Genomic DNA, 22,597 nt, shown 5'->3' on the forward strand with positions numbered 1-22,597 from the left:
GGATGTGCGTGCCTCCGGTGTCGCCGTCGACGTCCACGAGCACCGGCGTCATGAAGGGCTCGCATCGGCTCTCTCGAAGATCGGCAGGGAGCTTCCCGTGCTCGGGTGTCTCCTATGACGGCATCCCAGCAGGGGTCCTCCTCGGTTCGGCAACTGCTCGCTCCCGGCTCCCGGCCATGACACAGTCTCCGCAGGGTGCCTGGAACGCATCGACGCCGGCCCCACCTCCCCCTACCGGCCGGCCAGTTCGCTCTGGTCGGGGATCCCCCCTCCCGCCTGCTCCGCTGCGTACTCGGCCACGAGTCGGTTCCAGCTGTACCGGCCCGGGCCGACCTCCGAGACGAGGTGCGCTCGTATCAGGCGCGACAGGACCTCGCGGACCCTACTCTCGGGCCGCTTGGCCAGGTCTGCGACCTGCGATGCCGCAAACAGGGGGTTCGGGCAGGCACTCAGGTCTCGGAAGAGCGCGGCCGTCTCGGTGTCGAGCAGGCGGTACGAGCGGGTGATGGACGCGCGGACATCGAGCGTCTGATCCTCCTCGCTCGCGAATGCGTCCAGGGTTCTATGTTCCGGCGCCTCGTACTCCTCGGCCAGGCTTGCCAGGCGCAACTGCGGTCGATAGGCCGCGCGGGCGGCGACATTGGCCAGGGCCAAAGGGAGCTGCCCGGTCAGCCGGATGATGCGGTCCACGGCCTCTGGTTCAGCCGCTGTCCTCGCTGCGCCGAGCCGGCGGGCGAGGAGGCTGCGTGCGTCAGCCGGGCTCAGGGGCATGAGAGTGAGGGGAAGTGCCTGGTAGGCGGCGACGAGCGCGTGCAGTTGCATACGGCTGGTGACGAGGGCCATGGAGCCGGCCCCGCCGGGGAGAAGGTGCTTGACCTGATCCGTGTTCCAGGCGTTGTCGAGCACGACGAGCATTCGGCGGTTGGCCAGCAGGCCGCGGAACATGAGACCTCGTGCCTGCGCCGTCTCGGGCATGTCCTCGGTGCGTACCCCCAAGGACTGCAGGAAGTCCTCGAGCACGTGGGCGGGGTCCCGCGGCTCGACCTCCGGTCCGGCTCCCTGCAGGTCTGCAAAGAGCTGTCCGTCCGGGAACCGGTCGGTCAGACGGTGGGCGACGGTGGTGGCGAAGGTTGTCTTGCCGACGCCGGCCAGTCCCCCGATCGTGCAGATGGCCACCGAGGACGACTGTTCTGCATCGGCGACCAGCCGCTCGACCTGCTCCTGCTCCCTCTCGCGGCCGACGAGGCTCGGCAGGGCGGCCGGAAGCTGGGCCGGAACGTGAGGTGAGGGCGTTCGCGTCACGCTCATGGGACGGTCGGCATTTCGCGGGAGTTCGAATCGCCCGGAGAGGATGCGCTCGTGGACTTGCTGCAGTTCCGGCGACGGGCTGACGCCGAGGCGTTGACGCAGCAGGTGACTGATCGTGTGGTAGATCGTCAGGGCCTCGGACTGCCGCCCGGCGCCGTAGAGCGCGGTCATGAGGAGGCTGCACACGCGCTCTCGAAGCGGATGCTCGACAAGCAGGGCGGACAGTTCCGCGGCGGCCTCGGCGTAACGCCCCCTCTCCACCTCGCAGGCCAGTTGCTCCTCGGCGCACGCGAGACGCATCTCGCCCAGCACGCTGCGCTGCTGGTCCGCGAACGGCCCGGGGACCCCGGCGAGGGCCACTCCTCTCCACATCTTGAGGCCCTCGGTCAGCAGGCTCGCCGCGGACGCCACGTCGCCGGCGCTGCGTACCTCTCGCGCCCTTGCCGCGGTCTGCTTGAACCTGTTCAGGTCCAGAGCGTCCGGTTGGATGTGCAGCCGATAGCCGCCGTCGACCAGGTGTACGGAGCTGTCGCTCTGCTCGCCCAGCGCCTGTCTGAGCCTGTAGATGTAAGTACGCACGGAGCCGATGGCCGACGGTGGGGCCTCGTCCCCCCACACGTCCGCCACCAGTTTCGAGAGGCTTACAGGCCTGCCGGCCCTGAGCAACAGCGAAGCGAGCACGGCGCACTGCCTCGGTTGACCAGCTCCGGCCTCGACCCCCTGCCTGTGCAGCCGGACTGGGCCGAGAACTGAGAACTGGACGCCCGTATACATCGTGCCTACCGCCCTGGGGATCCTTGTGAGCCTTGACTGCTCGGCCGTCCGAAAGGGACCGCCGCCCCTCAAAGGTACCCCAGGTCCGATCGATTTTCAGGACTAAATAGTCCTGTCTAGGTTGCAGCTGCGCGCATTCTTTACAGAGAAACAACACACTTCAGTTACAGCTGAGGCGCATGTGAACAGCGTGGCGTGCAGATGAACACGTCCGTCGCCGCGGCCCCACAGCGATCACCTGCCAGGAGGACGGCGAAGTCCAGCCGACAGGGAGGTTGCGACACGACCACCTTCGGCGCCACAGCAGGGCTTCCCGCCACCGACTCGCCCCTACCTCCGGACGCTCAGCGCCCTTCCGCTTCCCCTTCAGTCGCCTCGCCGCCTTCGGCGGACGCGGCATAGGCCCTTACGTGGGCGATCGCCATGTCGAGGGCGATCCTCATAGGCTTGACGTCCTGAGCGGTCTGCGCCAGGAGGTATCCGCCTTGAAGAGCGGCCATGAGGCCGGTGGCGAGCTCTGCGGCGTCCGCATCCGCGCGAAGGACTCCCGAGTCCTTCATTCGCAGCAGTCCGACCTCAAGGAGCCCTTCCCAGGTGGCGAAGTGGCGGGCGATCTCCTTGCGTGCCTCTTCGTCCTGATCGGCCAGCTCGCTGGCAAGGGAGCCCAGTGGGCAGCCGTACGCCCCGTTTCGGAGCGCATTGCGTTCCACCACCGCGTCCCGCCAGCGCTCGAGCCCGCGGAAGGAGTTGAGCCGTCGCAGCAGCTGTTGATGGCGTTCGAGCACTTCCGCGGCCTGCAACGCGACAACGTCCCGCACGAGCGCATCCTTGTCGGGGTAATGGCGGTAGAGCTGGGACTTACTCGTTCCGCTGGCCGCCCTGACATCGTCGAGGGTCGTGAGGGAGACGCCCTTGACGTACATCATGTCGCCAGCGGCCCTCAAGATGCGCTCTCGAGTCGCCCGCCCGCGCTCGGTCAGCCGGGAGCCGTTTTTGACGCGTGCCTGTTCCGCCACATTGGCCAGGTTACCTCCGCGGACCGTAGCATGTTTCGGAATGGACCTCAAGGTCCTCTTTTGCTTCCAGCCCTCGACTCGCTCTCCCTCAGTGACCAGGGCGCAGCGGTACGACGGTTCAGGGCGGCGGGCCGATCACGGCCGCTGGCGCCGTTCAGGCGTGCCGGCAAGGTCTCTCAGCTCCTTGACGACCACGTCGGCGCCATGCGCGTACAGCGCGTCGGCCCGGCCTGTCCGGGCCACACCGACCACCCACCCGAAGTGGCCCGAACGTCCGGCGTCTATGCCTGCCTGCGCGTCCTCGAAGACCGCGCACTGAGCAGGGTTCTGGCCGAGATCGCGGGCGGCTGTCAGAAACATGTCGGGGTAGGGCTTGCCGCGCAGATTGCGACTCGCAGCCACGACGCCGTCGATCCACGCGTCGAAAAGCGTCTCCACCTGTGCCGCCTGCAGGATCTCGCGGCAGTTGGCGCTGGACTCGACGGCAGCGGTGAGCAGCCTGCGGTCACGGGCCGCAATGACGTAGGCAATGGTGTCCCGGCACACCTCGGCTCCCTGCCAGCGGGTCCAGGCCTCGTACAGGCCGTTCCTCCGGCGGACCAGGCCGTGCACGGTGTCCGGGCCCGGAGGGTCGTCGGGGCTGCCGTCGGGCAGTTCGATCCCGCGCGAAGACAGGAAGCACCTCACACCGTCGGCGCTCGGCCGGCCGTCGATGAAATCGCCGTAGTCGGTATCCGTAACAAGGGGGCCGAATCCATCGTCCTCGCACTGGTGCAACAACGTGTCGAAGGCCTCCCTCCACGCAGCGACGTGCAAGGAGGTCGCCTCGGTGATCACGCCGTCAAGGTCGAAGAGACAGGCCCGTATCCCGGCAGGCAGACCAAGCGTCACAGAGTCAACTTCCTCTCAAGTGCCGTTAATACGCCCCGTGTTGCCCGCGTGCCGGCACTACGGAACACCGGTAGACGTCCGGTGGACGCCGGAAACACGAACCGGCGTCCACTGCCGGCTCTGTTGGCCGTTGTCCTGCATCGCACCGCCGGCCAGGCTCGATGGGGCCGACGCGAGGTAGATGAGGTGAAGACGCTCTGACACTCCGGGCCCGAGGACGTTGCGGCTCGACGCCGACCGGTACAGGGACCTGGCGGTAAGAACATCGTGCGGAAAGGCGCTGACATACATGCCCAGCCACGCCACTGCCGGACCCTTCAGCGGGCGGGCAATGCCCAACTCCCCCACCGGGCGGGGCCGGCAGCTCTTCGAAAGGAAGCCGATGGAGGACGACGCCTTGGCCGCGAGGGCGGCATGCCTGGGATGTGCCACGCTCGTCGATGCCGTGGGCCGGGTCCACGGTCACCGGGCCCACCTTCCTGCCATGCAGAGCCCCGATCCTCTTCGTCCTCTCTTCGGGCCCGCGGCCACCATCTCCTTCCTGCCATACCGCGAGGACCTGGAAGAAGCGGGCTACGACTTCAAGCACTACTTCTACGGGGCCCTCGGGCGAGGGCCTACCGCGGGCCAAGTGCTCGTGCTCTCCAGCGGCGGTCACCCCGACGTGTCGCACGGCGGGGGCACCAAGCTGGCCAGGGCGCACAGCGCCGGCCTCGCCGGCGTCCTGGCCGACGGCCGCCTGCGAGACTTCGACCAGCTGCGCGCGTACGGCTTCGCCACCTGGTGCATGGGAGAAGCGGTCCGCTGGGGCGGCGACACGGTCATGCCGCATGCGTACGGAGTGACCGTCGAGGTTGCCGGCGTGTGCGTGAGCCCCGGCGACTACGTCCACATGGACAGCGCCGGCGGCGTTGTGATCCCTTCGGCGAGCCTGCATCGGGTCCTCGACATCGCGGAGGACATTGCAGCCGAGGAGGCCGAGGCAGCCAGAATCATCACTGCCGAAAGCCCGCGGCCGAACGGATGAGGTGCACCCGGGGCGCATGCACGCCGGGGGGTGCACAGCCCGAGCGCACGGCGAGGTCGGCTCTTCATCGCCCACGATCCATTCGCAAGTGCCTGTTGTTGGGGCCCACATGGGCCCCGTTCCGAGCGCTTCCGCAACATCGAGGTTGGTCATGGCGCAGATATCGCCCCGGTTTCCGCACATCGTGGTGCACACCCCGGCCCTGGACGGCTCCCGTCGGGTTACCGAGTGCGACGAAATCCTGGGGGTTGCCTCCCATTTGGACGACGTCATCGAGATTCTCCGGCTTGCCGGCCTCGATCGGATCGGGGTCGAGGAGAGTGAGTTCATCGAGTGGCAGGGAGGTGGGCCGGACGAATGGCCGGGACTTTCCGAACACCTGGAGGCGTGACCGGGCGCTGCCGGGCCACACCCGCTGACCCGCCTGAACGGGTCCTCACTCCAGCCAGGCTGAACGCCGCGATGGCCGCTGTCGCCTCGCTGACACACCGCCTGCTGCCGACCGACCGGCGCTACTCCCCCTGTCAGCCGTCGGTCGGCAGCGACACGAGGGCTGCCACCGCCTCGCTTGTGTGAACCAGAAACGTGAGTGTCTCCTCCAAGTACAGGGTCACGCTCCTCGCATCGTGGGAGAGGTAGCCGATCGACACGTCCTGGCCGATGCGCATCTCGAAGTCGCCGCCCGAGTGGAGAGCAGGAAGGCGCCGTCGATGGCGGGCGCCCAGACGATGTCCCGTCCACGAAGCCGAGCAGGTCACGTTTGTCGAAGCACTGAAACCCGCGGACTTCGTCGCGTACCGTCACCGCTTTCCCCAACAGGCTCATGATCTCCGAAGCGAAGGCAAAGCACAGGTCCAGGCGTGCGGCACGAATATGGAAGAGCAGGTCGCCTGGCGTCGACACCGCACGGTGCACCGGACCGTTCAGCTCGCGGAACAGGTACAGCTCCGCGGGGCGGGGTCCGGTGAACAGCCGGTCCCACGCCTGTGAGCCGATACCGGTGACACAGCTGAGCCTGCCCTCGGGTTCGGCGCGGAAGCTCACGGCCTGTTGCAAGGAGTTCAGGTCGGACAGTACGTCGTGGGTCACCGCTTCGCCGCTGGGGTCGACCGTGACGACGAGAAAGATCGCCGCGCTGGTGAGAGGGCACAGAACCGTCTGCGGCATCGGTGCCGACGTCTTGTCGGCCATGTGCCCTCCCTCTCCCGGCGATCACCTGTGCTCACTGCCTGATCTGTGAGGGGCCGGCATGCACGGCCGCCACGGCCTCGGATGGAGGTCTCGCGGCGTCGCCCAGGCTCGTGGAGGCCCGCCGGTGACTGCTGTTCGAAGCGCAGCCGCGGCAGTGGGGCGCCGGGAGACCGCTCTTCGCCCCGGCGCGTGTCCGGAGTTCACTGGTATCGACCGTCGAAGCGACTTCCGCTTCGCAGATCCGCGAAGCGGAGGCCGACGGCCTCTCCCCCTTCCACCATCCAGCGCAGGTCGTAGGAGGCTCGGTAGGACGGCGGCCAGAATGAGCAGAAGTGGCCGGTGTCGTCGACGGCCCAGGTTCCCTCGGTATCCCGCCCGCCCTCGACGTAGCGCGTGGTGCCGTCGGAGTCGAATGTCTGCGTCGCTCCGTCGCTGTAGACGAAACGGCCTGCGGTGAGGGCGACAGGGATCTCCTCCGCCTGCACCGGTGCGCCGTCTTCGGCTGATACGCCGTTGAGCTTCTTGTTCACTGCAGGGACCTCCCATGGGCTCGGACAGGCCTTTGCGACCTAGGTTGGTGCTTGAGGGGCAGGTGGCTGCGCAGACAGGTGTCGGCAGAGCGGAGTGGCGTTGCCGCAGCACGGACCACCTGTGCGGCCGCTCACTCGGCTTCGGCAGCGCTCTCTTCCGGCGTCTGGAACAGGCTCAGGTACTGGCCGTAGCCCTCCTTCTCCAGTTCTCCTGCGGGGATGAAGCGCAAGGAGGCCGAGTTGATGCAGTACCGCAGTCCGCCAGTGTCTCTGGGTCCGTCGGGGAACAGGTGTCCGAGATGGCTGTCTCCGTTCACCGACCGGACTTCGACACGGACCATCCCGTGGCTCGTGTCGGGCCGCTCGGCGACGTGGCCGGACTCCAGCGGTTTGGTGAAGCTGGGCCACCCCGTGCGGCTGTCGTACTTGTCCGCGGAGGAGAACAGGGGCTCTCCCGACACGACGTCCACATAGATACCGGGGGCCTTGTTGTCCCAAAAGGCGTTGGCGAAGGAAGGCTCCGTCTCGTCCTGCTGGGTTACGCGGTACTGCAGTTCTGTGAGCAGCGCGAGGCGTTCTGGGCTCTTCGTGAATTCCGGCATGGGTACCTCCCAGACATCGAGGTTGCATCAGCCCTTCTGGGATTTCGCGTCACCTGCCATTGCTCCCTTACCTCACGACGGGACATACACGTCACTAGAGCACGGCAGGCAGAATTGCCGTGCTAGAGCCCGCCGCCGGCGCCAGCACGACCACACCCGCGCCTGGAGCTCACTCATCTGCAGCTACGCATTCCTCGTCCCGGAGTACAACCGCTCCAACCTTGGAGCGCTGAAGAACGCCCTGGACTACGTCTACGGGGCGTGGAACGACAAGGCTGCCGGGATCATCAGTTTCGGCGGCTGGGGCGCCGGGGCCCGGGCCGCCGAAGCGCTAAGGCTCGTCCTTGCCGAACTCCAGGTGGCCACGGTCCGAGCCCAGCCCACCATCGCGATACGTCCCTCGTTCCAGACCGTCACCTTCGTCCCTCTGGATGGCCTCGACACCACCGGGGCCGGCATGCTCGACCAGGTGATCGCCTGGTCCACCGCACTGCGCGGGGTCCGTGAGGCCAAGGCTCAGACGGCTACGGCTGCGTGAGGCCCGATTCGTGGGCGCCTTACGACGCCTTGGGCAGCCGCCATTCAGGACGGATGCGGTGGCAGGTGTATCCGTTCGGATAGCGCTGCAGATAGTCCTGGTGCTCAAGCTCGGCCTCCCAGAAGGCAGCGGCCGGCATCACATCTGTGACTACTTTCCCAGGCCACAAGCCCGAGGCGTCCACCGCGGCGATCGTGGCCTCGGCGATGCGCCGCTGTTCTTCACCGAGATAGAAGATGGCCGACCGGTAACTGAGGCCGACGTCGTTGCCCTGCCGGTTCAGCGTGGTGGGGTTGTGTACCTGGAAGAAGAACTCGAGGAGTGCTCGGTAGTCCGTCCGGGCGGGGTCGTAGGTGACCTCGATGGCCTCCGCGTGACTGCCGTGGTTGCGGTAGGTCGGGTTCGCGGTCTCACCTCCCGTATAGCCGACACGCGTCGAGACCACGCCGTCCAGCGCCCGAAAGAGCTCCTGCATCCCCCAGAAGCACCCGCCCGCCAGAATCGCTCTCTGGTATGCCATTTCCGTGATGTCCTCCTGTGAAATCCGTCGTCTCGACCCGACGGGCCAGAGCGCGTCGATCGTGCTCTACGGCCCCGGCCGGGCCCCGTCCGACACGGTGTCATCAGGCTTGGGCACCGTGACAGCGGTCGTGCAGCGCCCACGATGGTTGGCTGCGCGACTCGCGGACTCCTTACGTCACGTGCCGCCCCGACGCCAACGCGGTGCCAGACAAGCACAGGCCGGTTCAGGGGACGAGCACCAGCTTGCGGCCTGCTGTCCGCCCCGCGGTGGCCCGGTCGTACGCGCCCGGTCCGTCCGTCAGTGGCAGAGGTTCGGGAGCAAGGCGAAGGAGTCCTTGTGCGAGGTTGGTTGCGAGCTGAGTGAGCTGCGCGGCATCAGGTCGTACGTAAAGATCGGTACTGGTGATGCCTCGCTCAGGACCCGGCGCGTCGGACGTCAGCGAGCACAGTTGCCCGCCGTCACGGACGAGCGGCAAGGCTATCTCTGCCGTGCCGGGCGCGGCGATGAGCGCGGCATCGAACCCGGCCTGTACTCGGTCGGGCCATGCCGGGTCGTGATAGTCGACGACCTCGACCGCTCCGAATCCGCGCAGGCGCTCCGCGGCGGACCGCGAGGCTGTCGCCGTCACCTCCACGCCGGCCGCCGCCGCCAGCTGGATGGCCAAGGCGCCGGTGCTGCCGCCCCCGTTGGTGATCAGGAGGCGCTGTCCTGTGGTGAGTCCCAGCGCCTCCAGAGCCTGCACCGCGGTGAGGCCGTTGACGGGGAGTGCGGCCGCCTCGACGGGTTCCAGTGCGGCGGGGACGGGGGCCGTGTGTGCGGCGGTGACAAGGACCTGCTCGGCCCAGAAGCCGCTGCCGCCCGGCAGAGGCGCCTCATGCGCCACCACACGGTCACCGACCGAGATCCCCTGGACACCGGGCCCGACGGCGCGTACCCGGCCGACGCCCTCGACGCCCAGTGCAGCGGGGGGTTGCAGACCGACGTCCCAGCCGCCCGTGTTCAGCAGCCGGTCCCAAGGGCCTACGCCGGCGGCCTCGACCTCGATGACTACCTGGCCCGCAACGGGCGGCGGAGGTTCGGGCAGGTCGAGGAGGATGACGTCCGTCTCCCCGGGTGCGGTGACTCCGATTGCTTTCATTGCTCCTCCTTAACGCGGTGCACGCCGGAGCGGTGCTCTTTCAAGGGAGCAACCTCTCCACACCGGCAGCACTCTCTTCTTCGAGAAGGCGGCGTGCCTGTTCAAGCCTCTCCGGCGTGATGTCGTGGCCAGATGCGAGTACGACATCTTCGGGGTCGGGCAACTCTTCCGTTCCCGTGTGGAGGACCGCATCTGGCGTGTGCAGGCCCCACTCGTCTTCAGTTCCTCCGGACATCATCTCTCCTACGTTTGAATCAGCGTGTAGGGCATCGCTCCACGCCATGTTCGGGGTGAGAGATCGGCCCTTGAATGGGTGGCAACCTTCAATGGTCGCCCGGGCTCTCGTGCTGGTTCGCAGCCCAGGAATAGGCCTCTGCCAGGTCCTTCAAGGCCGCCGCGACCGCTCCATGATCCTTATGCTCCGCCTGCTGTCGTGCTTGAGACGCGATGGCCTCGAATAGCGCTCCCTGTGCATCCTGTTGCACCGTAGGTTCAGCACTGTTCACAATGTCCTCCGAATTCTCGTCCGGGACAAGACCAACTCCGCAAATGCTATTGCTGCGTTGGTCTACAGCTCATCTATGCAGGGTCGATGCCCCTGTGGGGAAGTTGGAGAGGTGAACCACTCCTCAGCGGCACTCCCCTTCCGGTTTCCTTGCTGCTCTCGACCCGGGGCGTGTCTCTCCGTCCCATTTCGAGCCCAGCGATGTGCACACCCTCGGACCACCCGGTTCAAGAAAGACCCACGGGGATCGATTCTGCGTCTACTCGCCGTCGCGGACCGCAGCCAGAACCCCTCGCGCACTCAGGCCAACTGCCATGCCAAGGTTGACACCTGGTGACGTCGAGCTCCCGGCCAGTAAGAACCGAAGCTCATGGGGCCGCCAACCCAGTAATGCCGGAACAGATTGTCACCGGCGTCCAGTACGCCCATATGCATCAACGGCTGACGTATCAATGAGACGGAGAGAGGAGGGGCACGTGGCGATGTCTCCCCCTCAAGACCCCACACCTGGGGCACAGAACGAAAGCAGCACGGAACGCCGCGCTCGTTTTGAGCAGGACGCGCTGGCACATCGGCAATCCCTGCTTGCCGCCGCTCGAAGGATGGCGCGAAACCCGGCCGATGCAGAGGACCTTGTGCAAGACGCCTACATGAGGGCATATGCGTCGTTCGATCAGTACCGTCCTGGAACGAATTTCGGCGCGTGGATGCGGAGAATACTCGTGAACCAATACATCAACGCGTACCGAAAGGAACAGCGCCGGCCGCGCCAATACCTCGTGGCGGACGCCGACGAAAGACTAATGCCGCCACACGACGCATCCCGCTACCGGGCGTTCGCCTCCGCGGAATCCGCTGCCCTGGCTCACTTGCCCAGCCCAGACCTCAAGGCGGCCCTCAACCTGGTCCCTCCGGTTCGCCGGACGGCGGTGTATCTGGCGGACGTCGAGGGCTTCAGCTATCGGGAGATCGCGGACTTGATGGGGACCCCCGTGGGCACCGTCATGTCCCGCATCCATCGCGGCCGAAAGCAACTGCGCAGCCTGCTGCTGCCTGAATACGGCGAGGAAGGGCCCCAGGCATCGTGACCGTCGCCCGTCCCATGGACGGGGATCCGGTGTGTTCGCGCGAAGGGAGATGTCATGACCGAGGTGTTGTTCGACGACAGTGCGAAGCATGTCCGGGTCGTCGACGAACCGACGGATGGTCACTATGTGCTCTACGTGCACGGAGCGCAGGTAGGAACTCTGTCGTACCGCATCGTCGGGCAACGGCGGGTACTGGGCCATACAGAGGTCGACGAGGTCTGTCGTGGCCGGGGGTTTTCCCAGATCCTCATTCAGGTGGTCCTTGACGACCTGCGGGAGAGGCGGCAGAAGGCCACGATCCACTGTCCTGCCGTCGCCCAGTTCATGACGCAGAGCGTCAAGTATGCCGACGTCGTTGATCCCACCCATCCCGGCATCTGGGCGGCCAACAGCTGACTCCTCGGCCGCCGCCCTGATCGGCGGCGGCCCACAAACTCGGGCGGCCAACGCGCCCTGGTGGAAGCACACACGCAGCCCGTCTCCGCCAACCGCCACAGCGAACTCCGCCAGCCCCGGCGGCCCTGGTTGTCGCCGAAGTAGGTCAGATGAACGATGCCCGGGGCGAGAACAGCTCCGGAAAAGTCGCCGACCTCGGTGAACTCCGGATGCAGGAGCTCCGCCACACGGAACACGGCGCCCCAAGGAACAGCGATTTGTTCACGTGCCGCAGCGGCTCGCTGGTGCCGTAAGCCCGTCCTTGAGCAGTCCCCGCATCTCATGGCCGTACGCGGATGATCGTCTTTCCCTTGACCCGCTCGGTCGGGTTGAACGCGGCGACGGCGTCGTTGAGGGTCGCCACACTGCCGATGTTCGTACGCAACCGTCCGTCCCGTACCCGCTGCACGATCTCACCCAGTTGGGCGCGATTGGGCTCGACAACGAAGTCGATCGCAAGGCCGTTGGCGGGCCGAGCCTCCGGCGGGCCGGCGACCGTCACCAGTGTTCCTCCGGCGCGAATCACACCTGCGGACCGCGTCCCGATGTCTCCACCGAAGACATCGAAGACCAGATCGACCCCGCGGACGTCCTCCAGCTTGTCCTTCTCGAGGTCGACGAACTCCTGCGCGCCGAAGTCGAGCGCCCTCTGGCGCCCTGCAGCACGACCGGTGCCGATGACGTAGGCACCGGCCTCACGCGCGAGTTGGCATGCCATCGATCCGACCGCGCCTGCCGCACCGTGCACGAGGACGCTCTGCCCCCCTCGCAGGCGGCCGTGCTCGAAAAGGCCCTGCCACGCGGTCAGGCCAGGCATCACGATTGCCGCGCCCGTCGTGAAGTCGTGGAGCTTGCCGCTAGGCTCCCCCATGCCGCAGCTGTATCCCTCACGTCCGAAGCCCTCGCTCCCGAAGGCCGCACCGGCCGGGGCTTCGCCAAAGACCTGGCGTCCAGGACGGGCGGCACTGCGCTCACTTCCCGCTGGGGCACCGGTACCGTCCTGCGCGTCGTGGCCCGACTAGCCGGCGAGGAGCCCATCGGTCGTATGGTCGCTCAACTTGCCCCCGGTTACTCCCTGTTGTTCGGCCGCTCCGTGAGCAGCTCGCGCCGCTCAGGGCCCCGGAGCAGCGACCCCGCTCGGTCGAACGCGGTCATCAACCGGTCGCGAATGGCGACCGCCGCAACGCCGGGAATGGGGAACGTACGGGTCACAGCGCCGACGGCGACCCCGAGGACGTCGTAACGCAGTTGCTGTTCACCGCCGTCCACTGGCCGAACGGTAACCGTCCGATCGGCGTTGCGGATCTCGGTCACCGAACCAGCGATCAGTCGGGTACGACGCAGATGGCTCCGTAATGACACGGCGGCGTGACGTGCCTCGACCGATCCGGCCGCCACCTCTGGCAGGAAGGGCTGGTAGGTCATGTAGGGGGCGTGGGTCTTCGACCGTGACCCGTGCCTCGCCGTTGCGGAGTGCTTTCTCGAGGCACCAGGCAGTGTGGAAACCTGCATAGCCACCACCGACGATCACAATCTCCCGCATCCGCTCGTAGATCCACCAGATCGCTCCGGCACGGATCGGGACCCCATCGCCCCGCGGCCAGGGAATTGCCCTCGCTCGCGCCCGCGTTCGGCGTCGAGCGCGACACCGTCAGTCAACCAGCCCCCTACCACTGCTCGTTGAACCGGCTGACGCTCCGATCCTGTGCGATCAGCCCATGCGCTCCTTGATGTGAGAGACCAAGCCGAGGACGTCCTCCGGCACGAGCCGGCCGATCGCCCCGTTGGAGTAGACCGCAGTGATGACGGTGCCATCGGGGGCCAGTACGAAACCCGTCGACTGCAGGTGCACCGGATCGTCATTGACGAAGGCGCCGGTGGCCTCGGCGATCGCGTGGGCGTCGGCGCTGTGCCCCACCGGGAAGGTGAGCTTGTGCTTCTCCACGAGCCCCTTTGTCGTGGCCTCTTCGTCGACGGAGAGCGCGACGACCTTGATTCCCGCCTGCGCGAATCGGTCGCTCGCCCGCTGGAAGGCCCTTAGTTGCGCGGTGCAGTAGGGGCACCACGAACCGCGGTAGAAGAGGACAACTCCGAAGCTACCGGCGAGTTGTTGGCGGATGTCGACGGTGCCGCCTCCGACGGTACTGACCCTCAGGGCAGGAAATTCGGCACCGGCGTTCAACAGGCCCACTGTTTCTCCTTCATGACACTGCATCTCGATATGAAGCGGAGCAGATCTTTCGGACCCGATCGGACGCGCTGCTAAAGCGTGATGCCTCCGGCGGCGGGATCCGGATCGCCACGAAGGCTGCCGAATCGGCCGCCCCCTCGGCAGTTCGGGCCGCGGCTGCAGGCGCCGACGCTCGGACCGGCACGCTGCACCTGTCCATATGCGCGCCCGGAAACCCCGATTCTTACCGGCGAAGCACGTTTCACCGTCACGAGGTCCTGCGTGGACGGCTCCCTATGGGTCCCCCCGAGCAGGTGGGAACGAGGGCCGAGGCCGACCTGGCGGCCAGTCGATGCCGGTCAACCCCGTACCGACGCTCACCAGGAGCCGACCGGCATCCGTGTCAGTTCTCGATGACGACCTCGCGTGCATCGAAGGCGACGTAGCCGCTGAAGTCGCGACCCACACGAGTCACCGCCGACCCCTTGATGTTCGGGTAGGACCATGCCCCGTCCCTGAGCACCGTCTCGCCGGCCACGACGTCGTGATACTGCGCCCTCCCCTTCCAGGGACACGTGTACGGGGTCGGGCTGTCACGGAGCGCGTCAACCGTGACGGAGTCCAGTGGGAAGTAGGTGTTTCCCTCAATGCGGACGACTGCGTCGCTCGCAGCCTCCGCCACTACGCTGTCGCCAACCAGTGCCTTCATGACTCTTTCCCCTCGTGATTCCCTTGCCTGGATCCCGACCGCCGGTCAATTGATGCAGCCAAGGCACACCCGTGTGTTCGACCAGAGGTTAGTGTCGGGTGGTGCCCCGCCTCTTACCTGTGCTTCGGCGCCACCTGGGCAACGGGAAGACCTGTCCTCGGGCGCTCTCAACCACCGGCATTCGCCTGTGCCGACTCGGCGGCAGCGCGATCGGAGTAGCCCGGGTGTCGGGGGTCGACGAGATCGGCATAGGTGGTTGTACGCGAGAGGTAGTCGACCACGAACGGACAGATCGCGGTGATCGTGCCCTCACGAGAGCGGATCTCGTCGAGCACCTGCCTCACCAGCGCGCCCCCGACCCCCTGGTGTTGATGACTCGACTCCACTTCAGTGTGCCGAAGGGCATACCGATTGGGCTTCAAGTGGGTGCAATACAGCCAGCCGACCAGGTCGTCGTCGCGGTAGAGCTCAAAGCGCCCTAGATCGACGTTGTCGATCAACTGCTCGTCCACCGGCACCTGCTTTTCGTCGCTCATCGAGTCACTCCGCTCTCTGCCACTACTCTCATTCAGACTCCTCCATTTGGGACTCTAGGGTCCACGTATGATCACTCTCACCCAGTACAGCAAAGCCTGTGTAGCGTAAGTTGGACTAGATAGTCCGTTCAAGTGGCCCTGGCGAGATCCGGCAGGCCACAGACTGGAGACGAGCGAGCGATGCGAGAAGAGAACATGAAGCCGTCACCGGCCGCCGTTGAGGTACGCAAGGACGAGACCACCCGTCTCTACGAGGCACTGATCGACGGCCAGGTAGTCGGCACCTTGGCCTACGAGACCACGGGGGGACATTTCTCACTCACGCACTCGTACGTAGACCACGATCAACGACACCAGGGCATCGCATCGGCCATGGCGCGCTACGCCCTGGAAGACCTGAGTCAGAGTCAAGGCCAGGCCAGAATTGGCATCTACTGCGGTTTTGTCGCCGATTACGTAGAAGCCCACCCGGACTGGAAGGACGCCGTCGACGTCAACCGTTCGGCCTTCATCGCCACGCACACCGCGCGAGACACAACCAGCGGGCACTGAAGCGCCCCAGGGGCACCCGCCCTCCCGGATCGGGAATTGCCCGCCCAGTCATCAACTGAAGACTGTGCCGCTTGTGGCGGGCCTGTTGATGTTACGACGACAAGGCACTTGAATCTCGGGCCCGAGCCACAGTCCTCGTCTGCGGCTCGGTTTGTGCTGAACTCAACCAGCAGACAGGTTCTCGATGTGTGCCAGTGCCATGTCGATCGACGTTGCCATCGGTGTGACGTCGCGCGCCGTCTGGGCCAGCATGTAGCCGCCCTGGAGTGCGGCCATGAGCCCGGTCCCGAGCTGGTCGATCGGCGCCTCGGGCGGAAGCACACCGCGATCCCGCATCCGTTGCAGCACGCCCGCCAACAGGCCCTGCCACTCGGTGAACAACTGGAAGAGGGCTTGGCGTGCGAGAGCGTCGTGATCGGAGACCTCGGTGGCGAGTGACCCGAGCGCACAGCCGTAGGCGCCGTGCTGAAGGGCGCTGTTCTGCACCAGCGCGTCACGCCATCGCCGTAGGCCCCGGATCGTGGAGACACGACCGAGGGCCCTGCGCTCGCGCGCGATGATGTGTTCCCCCACGTGGTCGACGACGGCTCGCACGAGCGCATCCTTACCGTCGAAGTGGTGGTACAACTGCGACTTGCTCACTCCGCTCGCCGCCAGCACATCGTCGAGCGTGGTAGTCCCGACTCCCTTGACATACATCAGGTCGGCCGCCGCGGCAACGATCCTTGCTCGCGTCTTTGCACCGCGCGCCGTCAGGCGTCTGCCATTGTGCGAGTCAGCGGTCGTCATCACGGGTTCATGGTACTTATCGGGCCGCCTACTCCCCCTCCGGGAGGTTGCCCCAGGTTGCCGCGAAGGGCACGAGCGCGAGGTCGAGCGCCGCGTTGAGCGGCCGAGGGTCTTGGGCAATCCGGCTCAGGGCGCAGCCTCCCTGGAGTGCCGCAAGGATCAGCACCGCGGTCTTCTGGGCATCGACATCCACTCCTCGATCCTGGTCTGACGTACTGCGCCTGTCCCCCGTGGTGCCGGACCGCACCAACCGTTCGACCGTCTCGGCGATGAGCTCGCGCCACTGATCGAGGAAGTCGGCCCGGGCGCGCATGTCACATGTCTGACGCAACGCCAACGCATACGGCGACGACGGGGTCATGAGTTCCTCGACCACCCGGCGGCGCCAGCCAACCAGCTCTGCCCTGTCCGTGACCATGGCCAGACAAGCGCTCTCACGCGCCAGAACTTCCGCGAAGTGCGTCCTCATCGATCCCTCCTGACCAGTGGGACAACACCCGGACACCCTGCCAGTCTCTGGACTATTTCGTCCACTTCTTGCCAACCAGGCAAGGCGAGCCCCACGGATAGGCCACGGATTGGGCCCGTTCGGGCACGGGTCCACACCACATGTGCATGTTGGCCGAGGTAAGAGGCCCGGACCTGATGCCGCTAAGTGCTGACCGAGCGAAGATGCTGCGGAGACGAAGACTCGACTGGGAAAGGTGCGCGATGAAAGCGATTGTGGTGACAGATCTGGCCGCGGGAACGGCGGGGATGACGCTGGTCGAGCGGCCCAAGCCGGCTCCTGCAGGCAACGACGTCCTCGTTGAGGTTCACGCGTCGGGATTCACCCCGGATGAGCTCACCTGGCCCTCGTCGTGGACCGACCGCCTCGGCCGTGACCGGACACCGTCGGTCCCAGGACATGAGCTGGCTGGAGTGGTCGCGGCCCTCGGCTACGGCACGACCGGGCTGTCGGTGGGGCAGCGGGTGTTCGGGCTCACGGACTGGACTCGCGACGGCACCCTGGCGGAGTACGCAGCCGTCGAGGCCCGCAATCTCGCACCGCTGCCGGGCGACGTCGATTTCACGGTGGGCGCGAGCCTGCCGATCTCGGGCCTGACCGCGTGGCAGGGGCTGTTCCAGCACGGCCGCTTGCAAGCGGGGCAGAGCGTCCTCGTGCACGGTGCGGCCGGCGGAGTCGGTTCGGTAGTGACGCAACTGGCGCGTGAGGCCGGCGCACACGTCATCGGCACGGGCCGTGCAGCCCATCGTGAGACGGCCCTCGACTTCGGCGCTCAGGAGTTCGTCGACCTGGAAAAGGACAAGCTGGAAGACATCGGTGGGGTCAATCTTGTCTTCGATGTCTTCGGTGGAGACGTGGCGAGGCAGTCCGCCGGTCTCGTTCAGGACGGTGGAACTCTTGTGACCATCGCAGGGCCGCCCGAGGTCCGGCCCGCCGACGGTCTCGCGATCGACTTCGTCGTCGAGCCCGACCGCGCCCAGCTGGGTGAGATCGTCCAGCGCGTGCGGGACGGACGGTTGCGGACGAACATCGGCACCGTGTCGTCCCTTGACAACGCCGTTGCCGCGTTCAACCCGACCGAGCGGGTCAAGGGGAAGACCATCATCCGCGTTCTTCCATAAGGACACGCAGCACCGTCCACGGGTTGGGACACAGTGCTACGGGTTCTCCCGCACTCGCTCTCACTAGCGCCGACTCTGGACGCCCGATACGGCCGGTACCGCTCGCTCTGCCGGTACCGCTGTACGGACACCCTCTATGGATGCCCTCGTCGGGCGCGCCCTACGGCTCAGCGCCACCGGACGGACGCTGCTCGGCACCGTCGGAGAACCCGGCGCCGGGAAATCCACATTCGCCGAGCAGCTCTTGACACAGGTGGAACACAGGCAGCTCGGGCTGGACGTAATCGTGTGTCGGGCAGGCGTCTCCGTGTTGACGGTGTCGCACGTGCTCAACAAGACCCGGCCGATCGCGCAGGCGACGTGTGCACCATCCTGGATGCCGTCGCCGAGACCGGTTACCCGATCCGGTCGCCCGCGTCCTGTACAGCACCGGATACGGAGCACAGGCATCGCCCCGTCCAACTCGTCCTTCAGTCACGTCGTTCACGGCATCGACCGTCGTGCCTCGGCCGCCGGCTATTCGGGCTGGCGGACACCCACGACGAAGCGGACATGGAAGTGAAGGGGGTCAGCGAACTGCTGCGCCGCAGGGTCAGCGCGATCATCCTGGCTGCCTCCTGTGACGGCGCTCCGGCCATCTGCTGCGCCAACAAGGTCGACGTCCCCGTCATTGCAATCGATCGATTCGTTCCCGCCGACATCGACCAGGTCGCCGTCGAGATCACCGAACCTACCGCAGTCCTCGTGGATCACCTGGCGTCCATCCGACACACGCGCATCGCCGTGATCACCGGACGGGCCCGCCTCACCACCGTCGAGCACAGCGCCAGCTACCAGCTAGGGCTGCGCCTCAACGGCAACGAAGTCCGCCCGGACCACGAAGCCAACGGCGATTCGAGTGAGGTCGGAGCAGAGGTCGCGCTCGGACAACTCCTGTCCGTCCCTGAACCGCCCACGGCTCTGGTCGCGGGTAGCAGTCGCATGAACATCGGCGCCATGCGCGCTCTGCGCAATGCCGGCCTGAAGGTCCCGGTGGATTGGCCCTAGCATCGTTCGACGACTTCGAATAGGCAGACCTCTCCCACCCCCGGCTGACCGCCATGGGTCAATCCGCCCTGTCCATCGGCGAACAGGCTCGCCTTCTCTCCCCTCCCCTTCGCTGCCGTCACGCAGGGGCACCATCAACCGCACATTCATGCACCGAGAATTCTGCGGCTGTCCCCTTCCTCAAAGCCCTCTGACCGGAGCACACAGGACTCCTGGACCTCACCACACACGCTTGCCTTTTTCGGGGCCGACTGCCGGTAAGGGTTCTGTAGGCGTGCGCCGCTATTCATCAACGACGTCGGACAGATGATGGAGGCCGGTATGACCAGCGGAACAGGTAGCCAGTCGCGCTCGGTGCAGCCTGCTGGGGGCATCGCGATCTATCTCATCGACCCGGACGACAGCAGCGTCACTCTCCGCGCCCGAAGCCGTGCGTCCACCGGCATTCGCGGCGTGTTCAAGCACGTGGCGGGCACGCTCACCCTGGACCGGGAGCGCCCTGAGCGAACAGCGTTTGCGGTATACGCGACGGCGTCGAGTCTCGACACCGGTTCAGAGGAACGGGACGCGCGTTTGTGCGGAGCAGCCTTCCTCGACGCCCGGCGGCACCCGCTCGTATCGTTCTGGTCTTTTTCGGCCGAAGTCCAGGATGCGGGTCTGTTCCGGCTTGTCGGAAACCTGTCGCTCAGGGGCATCACGCATCCCCTCGTTGTCGACGCGGCGCGCCGCGAGCGCGCACCAGGACCGCAGGGCGCAGAACGTGTGGCTGTCGCGGGGCGCTCCATACTGAAGCGTTCGGAATGGAGCCCTCTACGGAGCCCGGGCGTCGAAGCCAGCGGCTGGTTCGCGGGCGATGACGTCGAGCTGCTCTTCGAGGTCTCGGCCATAAAGCAGCAACCCATCCGGTGGTGGCCCTGAACCGTGGAGGTGCGAATGCGGGTCAGCCCCCCGTAGGGATCGACACTACGGTGACGCCGCGCATGTCGAGCCAGCTCGTGCCCACTGTGCTCACCAGGCGGATCATCACCTGCTCGCAGTCCTGGCACCGGGCGACTAGTCCCGGGGCCTGCGCATAAACATGCAGTCCGGCTACGGGCCCGGTGCAACCGCAGTGCGCGCACCGACTGGTCGCCGCGGTCAGGTCCACTGCGAAGATTTCAGCGAGCGGTCCGGCCAGAGCGTTGCCGTCCACGTAGGTCTCGCCGACGCCGGGGGGCGCCTCGTTCTGCGATGTCATCTCGGCCTCCTCAGCCGCCGAAGCGCTCGGTTCGCACACGCTCGGGAGCATGCCCGAGCAGCACCAGGTAGGCAGCCGCCTTCTCGACGAAGCCCGTGGGGCCGCACACGTAGACGAGCGGCTCGAAGTCTGGCGGCCAGCCGTGGCGCGCCAGGTCCTCCGGTGTGATGCGGCCTGCGGGGCGCGCGGCCCCCTGTGCAGCCTGCCGCGTGTAGATGCGTGTCACGTCCAGCCCGGGTGCGCCCTGCTGCATCTCGGGGCCGTACAGCTGCTCCTGTGGTGAGCGCAGCGAGTAGATCAGCCTGAACGGGACCCGGCTGCCGGCGGCCTGTCGGCCTCGGATCATGCACATCAGCGGCACCAGCCCGGACCCTCCGGCCACCAGAAGGACCGGCTCTTGCTGCTCCGGCCGCCATACGAACCAGCCGCCGACCGGGCCCCTCAGCTCCAGCTTGTCGCCGGGCACCAGTTCGTCGGCCAGGTAGGGCGAGACCTCGCCGTCGGCGATTCGCTGCACTGTCAGCTCCAGGCGTGTGCCGTCCTGGGCCGACGCAATGGAGTAGCTGCGCTGGGTGCTGTAGCCATCCTCTGCAGTCAGGCGGACGTCCACGTGCTGACCTGCGAGATGGCCGGGCCATCCCGGCACGTCCAATGTCAGAGTGACGGCCGTCGGCGACTCGACGTGCCGTCCTGTCACCTCGGCAACCGTCCAGCGCAGTCGGTCGCCTAGTCTCCCCAGTACCGCTGCTCTCGCCATGGGTCTCCGTAGTTGTGATAGCCGGCGCTCTCCCAGAACCCAGGAGTGTCATCATCGCGCAATTCGATGCCGCGGACCCACTTGGCGGACTTCCACAGATACAAGTGCGGGACCAGCAGCCGGGCAGGGCCTCCGTGCTCGGGAGTGAGGTCCTCGCCGTCGTACCCGTACACGATCCACGCCTTGCCGTCGAGGAGGTCCTCGAGGGGCAGGTTGGTCGTATACCCGCCGTGGGAGGAGACGAGGGCGTAGTCGGCCGCCGTCTCGACCTCGGCGAGCAGGACGTCCAGGGACACCCCTTGCCAGCGAGTGTCGAACTTGGACCACTTGGTGACGCAGTGCAGATCCACGGTCGGGGTGTCCGCCGGCAGCGCAGTCAAAGCGGACCAGTCCCAGACGTAACGCTTCCCGACTTCCGTGGTGACGGACAGCTCCCACGTGTCGCGGGCCACGCGGGGCGTGGGGCCGGCTGACAGTACGGGAAAGCCGTCGGTCTCATACTGGCCTGGCGGAAGCTTTTTCTCGGGGGCAGCTCTGCGCCCGTGGAAACCGCGAGAGATGATCGTCATTTCTGGGCGTCCTTAACGGTCGAGCAGGAGGCGTGCGGGGTCTGTGATGTGGTTGGCGTCGCCAGGTGCGGTCGTCTTACCTGTCGTCTCGTGCAGGTATCGGCCGCGGGCCGGGCCCGCGTCAGTCCGTCAAGGTGGCTTCGCGCCACTGGCCGGACGCGCAGTCTTCCGCGCGTCGACGATGCTCTTGTAGAAGGCGCTCGGGTCGGTGCCGAGATCGCCGGCCGGCGTCTCGACTGCCTCGCACACGGCCCAGGCCACCTCTTCCGCATGCTAGTCCCTGGCCGGGGTCCGCGCAGCAACAGGCGTCCGGGGTGCGTGGCAGCTCGTGCTTGCTGTCGGCAGGGGACGGCGATCACGAGCCAAACGGCCCACCATCGCCTGCGGCCGCCCGGCACTGCTGTCATTCGACATCGCGCTCGGGCACGACGTGAATGGCCGCCTCTTCCGCTGAGGCTGCGCCGCCGTCGATGCCGACGTCCCGGGCCGTGTAGTCGTCGTTGAAGCCCACGTCTCCGTCCGCATCCCAGCCGATCAGGCGGCCTGCGCGCTCGTCGCCGACCTGGTCGTCGAGGAGTTCCCCGTCGGTGTCGACGGTGTCCCCGAGTCCGTCCCCGTCATCCTGCGCGCTCAATTCGGGGACCTCACGCCTCAGCCGGTGGGCCAAGTCCTCGTGGGAGGTCCCCTCCCTGGCGGTCAGCCCCCACTCGGACACGCCGAGTGGCCTCTCGGGCGGCGAATACCCCTCGTCGAGAATGTCTACGCCGAACTCGTCCTCGTCGTACTCCTCCTCGGGGCTCAAGGGGTTGAAGTCTGCTGGATCACTCAAGGCCGAAGCGTCGTCTGCTGCCGTCATCAGGGTCTCCCGTACCGTCTCGTCTTCTCCCACGCCACCCTGCTGCGGTGGCGTGAATCCCCTCATCCAAGCGTCCTGGAATGGACGCGGCATCTACGCGACGTCGCCGATCCGGCGCGGGTTCCTCGCCCGGGCGACGGTCACTCGCGCGCCGCCCCGGCTACCCGGCCGGACCGAATG

At 66.7% G+C, this 22,597-nt stretch carries 26 protein-coding genes and 3 pseudogenes; 9 read left to right on the plus strand and 20 right to left on the minus strand.

Going from position 1 to position 22,597, the window contains the following annotated elements; genetic code table 11:
- Positions 1 to 231: 231 nt before the first annotated feature.
- The 3 genes from PGH47_RS00470 to PGH47_RS00480 all read right to left on the minus strand — a co-directional run bounded on the left by PGH47_RS00470 (position 232) and on the right by PGH47_RS00480 (position 3,989).
- Positions 232 to 2,082: an AfsR/SARP family transcriptional regulator gene (locus PGH47_RS00470; protein ID WP_271661659.1), complete on the minus strand. Its 1,851-nt coding sequence runs from the start codon at positions 2,080 to 2,082 to the stop codon at positions 232 to 234.
- A 344-nt stretch (positions 2,083 to 2,426) separates the two neighbouring features.
- Positions 2,427 to 3,098, minus strand: a complete 672-nt coding sequence (locus tag PGH47_RS00475; RefSeq protein WP_271661660.1) for a TetR/AcrR family transcriptional regulator — start codon at positions 3,096 to 3,098, stop codon at positions 2,427 to 2,429.
- A gap of 135 nt (positions 3,099 to 3,233) precedes the next feature.
- Positions 3,234 to 3,989 carry an HAD family hydrolase gene (locus tag PGH47_RS00480; protein ID WP_271661661.1) on the minus strand — a complete coding sequence of 252 codons (756 nt, stop codon included), beginning with the start codon at positions 3,987 to 3,989 and terminating at the stop codon, positions 3,234 to 3,236.
- A 382-nt stretch (positions 3,990 to 4,371) separates the two neighbouring features.
- On the opposite strand from PGH47_RS00480, the gene PGH47_RS00485 reads away from it, so the two are divergent.
- Together PGH47_RS00485 and PGH47_RS00490 are read left to right on the plus strand one after the other, a co-directional pair.
- A complete protein-coding gene (locus PGH47_RS00485) occupies positions 4,372 to 5,016 on the plus strand; it encodes an RraA family protein (RefSeq protein WP_271661662.1) in 645 nt (214 codons plus the stop codon).
- A gap of 151 nt (positions 5,017 to 5,167) precedes the next feature.
- On the plus strand, positions 5,168 to 5,407 hold the full coding sequence (locus PGH47_RS00490; RefSeq protein ID WP_271661663.1) for a hypothetical protein: 240 nt from the start codon (positions 5,168 to 5,170) through the stop codon (positions 5,405 to 5,407).
- A 133-nt stretch (positions 5,408 to 5,540) separates the two neighbouring features.
- Here PGH47_RS00490 and PGH47_RS00495 read toward each other — a convergent pair.
- From PGH47_RS00495 to msrB, 4 genes and pseudogenes are all read right to left on the minus strand, one after another.
- Positions 5,541 to 5,767: pseudogene (locus tag PGH47_RS00495) on the minus strand (encapsulin); the annotation flags it as partial.
- Positions 5,740 to 6,207 (minus strand): annotated as a pseudogene (locus PGH47_RS00500) (Dyp-type peroxidase); the annotation flags it as partial. The pseudogenes PGH47_RS00500 and PGH47_RS00495, both read right to left, overlap by 28 nt.
- 200 nt (positions 6,208 to 6,407) lie before the next feature.
- Positions 6,408 to 6,737 carry a hypothetical protein gene (locus PGH47_RS00505; protein WP_271661664.1) on the minus strand — a complete coding sequence of 110 codons (330 nt, stop codon included), beginning with the start codon at positions 6,735 to 6,737 and terminating at the stop codon, positions 6,408 to 6,410.
- Between the two features lie 131 nt (positions 6,738 to 6,868).
- On the minus strand, positions 6,869 to 7,339 hold the full coding sequence (msrB, locus tag PGH47_RS00510) for a peptide-methionine (R)-S-oxide reductase MsrB (RefSeq protein ID WP_271661665.1): 471 nt from the start codon (positions 7,337 to 7,339) through the stop codon (positions 6,869 to 6,871).
- Between msrB and PGH47_RS00515 the strand changes: the two genes are divergently transcribed.
- Positions 7,338 to 7,877 carry an NADPH-dependent FMN reductase gene (locus tag PGH47_RS00515; protein WP_271661666.1) on the plus strand — a complete coding sequence of 180 codons (540 nt, stop codon included), beginning with the start codon at positions 7,338 to 7,340 and terminating at the stop codon, positions 7,875 to 7,877. The two genes, msrB and PGH47_RS00515, sit on opposite strands and share 2 nt — an antisense overlap.
- A 19-nt stretch (positions 7,878 to 7,896) precedes the next feature.
- Here PGH47_RS00515 and msrA read toward each other — a convergent pair whose 3' ends face one another.
- Entirely contained in the window at positions 7,897 to 8,397 is a 501-nt protein-coding gene (msrA, locus tag PGH47_RS00520) for a peptide-methionine (S)-S-oxide reductase MsrA (RefSeq protein WP_271661667.1), read from the minus strand.
- 226 nt (positions 8,398 to 8,623) lie between these two features.
- Positions 8,624 to 9,538 (minus strand): NADP-dependent oxidoreductase, encoded by a 915-nt coding sequence (locus tag PGH47_RS00525; RefSeq protein ID WP_271661668.1) that lies wholly within the window; start codon positions 9,536 to 9,538, stop codon positions 8,624 to 8,626.
- A gap of 987 nt (positions 9,539 to 10,525) precedes the next feature.
- Here PGH47_RS00525 and PGH47_RS00535 point away from each other — a divergent pair.
- Both PGH47_RS00535 and PGH47_RS00540 read left to right on the plus strand, forming a co-directional pair.
- A complete protein-coding gene (locus PGH47_RS00535) occupies positions 10,526 to 11,131 on the plus strand; it encodes a sigma-70 family RNA polymerase sigma factor (RefSeq protein ID WP_271667935.1) in 606 nt (201 codons plus the stop codon).
- A gap of 54 nt (positions 11,132 to 11,185) precedes the next feature.
- Positions 11,186 to 11,527: a GNAT family N-acetyltransferase gene (locus PGH47_RS00540; protein ID WP_271661669.1), complete on the plus strand. Its 342-nt coding sequence runs from the start codon at positions 11,186 to 11,188 to the stop codon at positions 11,525 to 11,527.
- 319 nt (positions 11,528 to 11,846) lie between these two features.
- On the opposite strand, the gene PGH47_RS00545 is transcribed toward PGH47_RS00540, so the two are convergent.
- The 5 genes and pseudogenes from PGH47_RS00545 to PGH47_RS00565 form a co-directional block, all read right to left on the minus strand.
- Positions 11,847 to 12,437 carry an NADP-dependent oxidoreductase gene (locus PGH47_RS00545; RefSeq protein ID WP_271661670.1) on the minus strand — a complete coding sequence of 197 codons (591 nt, stop codon included), beginning with the start codon at positions 12,435 to 12,437 and terminating at the stop codon, positions 11,847 to 11,849.
- 221 nt (positions 12,438 to 12,658) lie between these two features.
- Positions 12,659 to 13,109: pseudogene (locus PGH47_RS00550) on the minus strand (NAD(P)/FAD-dependent oxidoreductase); the annotation flags it as partial.
- A 168-nt stretch (positions 13,110 to 13,277) separates the two neighbouring features.
- Positions 13,278 to 13,757, minus strand: coding sequence for a peroxiredoxin family protein (locus tag PGH47_RS00555; RefSeq protein ID WP_271661671.1), 480 nt, complete (start codon positions 13,755 to 13,757; stop codon positions 13,278 to 13,280).
- A 382-nt stretch (positions 13,758 to 14,139) separates the two neighbouring features.
- On the minus strand, positions 14,140 to 14,445 hold the full coding sequence (locus tag PGH47_RS00560) for a DUF427 domain-containing protein (protein ID WP_271661672.1): 306 nt from the start codon (positions 14,443 to 14,445) through the stop codon (positions 14,140 to 14,142).
- Between the two features lie 167 nt (positions 14,446 to 14,612).
- Positions 14,613 to 14,981 (minus strand): GNAT family N-acetyltransferase, encoded by a 369-nt coding sequence (locus PGH47_RS00565; protein WP_271661673.1) that lies wholly within the window; start codon positions 14,979 to 14,981, stop codon positions 14,613 to 14,615.
- A 180-nt stretch (positions 14,982 to 15,161) separates the two neighbouring features.
- On the opposite strand from PGH47_RS00565, the gene PGH47_RS00570 reads away from it, so the two are divergent.
- Positions 15,162 to 15,533: a GNAT family N-acetyltransferase gene (locus PGH47_RS00570; protein ID WP_271661674.1), complete on the plus strand. Its 372-nt coding sequence runs from the start codon at positions 15,162 to 15,164 to the stop codon at positions 15,531 to 15,533.
- A gap of 162 nt (positions 15,534 to 15,695) precedes the next feature.
- Here the strand turns inward: PGH47_RS00570 and PGH47_RS00575 are convergent, their stop codons facing one another.
- Both PGH47_RS00575 and PGH47_RS00580 read right to left on the minus strand, forming a co-directional pair.
- On the minus strand, positions 15,696 to 16,322 hold the full coding sequence (locus PGH47_RS00575; protein ID WP_271667936.1) for a TetR/AcrR family transcriptional regulator: 627 nt from the start codon (positions 16,320 to 16,322) through the stop codon (positions 15,696 to 15,698).
- 28 nt (positions 16,323 to 16,350) lie between these two features.
- On the minus strand, positions 16,351 to 16,791 hold the full coding sequence (locus PGH47_RS00580) for an LmrA/YxaF family transcription factor (protein ID WP_271661675.1): 441 nt from the start codon (positions 16,789 to 16,791) through the stop codon (positions 16,351 to 16,353).
- Positions 16,792 to 17,033: 242 nt separating this feature from the next.
- Here PGH47_RS00580 and PGH47_RS00585 point away from each other — a divergent pair, with 242 nt between their 5' ends.
- The 3 genes from PGH47_RS00585 to PGH47_RS00595 all read left to right on the plus strand — a co-directional run bounded on the left by PGH47_RS00585 (position 17,034) and on the right by PGH47_RS00595 (position 19,916).
- Positions 17,034 to 17,951: an NADP-dependent oxidoreductase gene (locus tag PGH47_RS00585; RefSeq protein WP_271661676.1), complete on the plus strand. Its 918-nt coding sequence runs from the start codon at positions 17,034 to 17,036 to the stop codon at positions 17,949 to 17,951.
- Between the two features lie 552 nt (positions 17,952 to 18,503).
- Positions 18,504 to 18,998 (plus strand): substrate-binding domain-containing protein, encoded by a 495-nt coding sequence (locus PGH47_RS00590; protein WP_271661677.1) that lies wholly within the window; start codon positions 18,504 to 18,506, stop codon positions 18,996 to 18,998.
- 321 nt (positions 18,999 to 19,319) lie between these two features.
- Positions 19,320 to 19,916 carry a YceI family protein gene (locus PGH47_RS00595; RefSeq protein ID WP_271661678.1) on the plus strand — a complete coding sequence of 199 codons (597 nt, stop codon included), beginning with the start codon at positions 19,320 to 19,322 and terminating at the stop codon, positions 19,914 to 19,916.
- 22 nt (positions 19,917 to 19,938) lie between these two features.
- On the opposite strand, the gene PGH47_RS00600 is transcribed toward PGH47_RS00595, so the two are convergent.
- The 4 genes from PGH47_RS00600 to PGH47_RS00615 form a co-directional block, all read right to left on the minus strand.
- Positions 19,939 to 20,235 carry a DUF6510 family protein gene (locus tag PGH47_RS00600; protein WP_271661679.1) on the minus strand — a complete coding sequence of 99 codons (297 nt, stop codon included), beginning with the start codon at positions 20,233 to 20,235 and terminating at the stop codon, positions 19,939 to 19,941.
- 10 nt (positions 20,236 to 20,245) lie between these two features.
- Entirely contained in the window at positions 20,246 to 20,992 is a 747-nt protein-coding gene (locus PGH47_RS00605) for a ferredoxin reductase (protein WP_271661680.1), read from the minus strand.
- Positions 20,962 to 21,561, minus strand: coding sequence for a sulfite oxidase-like oxidoreductase (locus PGH47_RS00610; RefSeq protein ID WP_271661681.1), 600 nt, complete (start codon positions 21,559 to 21,561; stop codon positions 20,962 to 20,964). The genes PGH47_RS00605 and PGH47_RS00610 overlap by 31 nt, the downstream gene beginning before the upstream one ends.
- Positions 21,562 to 21,964: 403 nt before the next feature.
- Positions 21,965 to 22,417, minus strand: a complete 453-nt coding sequence (locus tag PGH47_RS00615) for a DUF5709 domain-containing protein (RefSeq protein ID WP_271661682.1) — start codon at positions 22,415 to 22,417, stop codon at positions 21,965 to 21,967.
- Positions 22,418 to 22,597 lie beyond the last annotated feature (180 nt).

It is taken from the genome of Streptomyces sp. HUAS 31 (genome assembly GCF_028198125.1).
In the GTDB taxonomy this organism is placed as follows: domain Bacteria; phylum Actinomycetota; class Actinomycetes; order Streptomycetales; family Streptomycetaceae; genus Streptomyces; species Streptomyces chartreusis.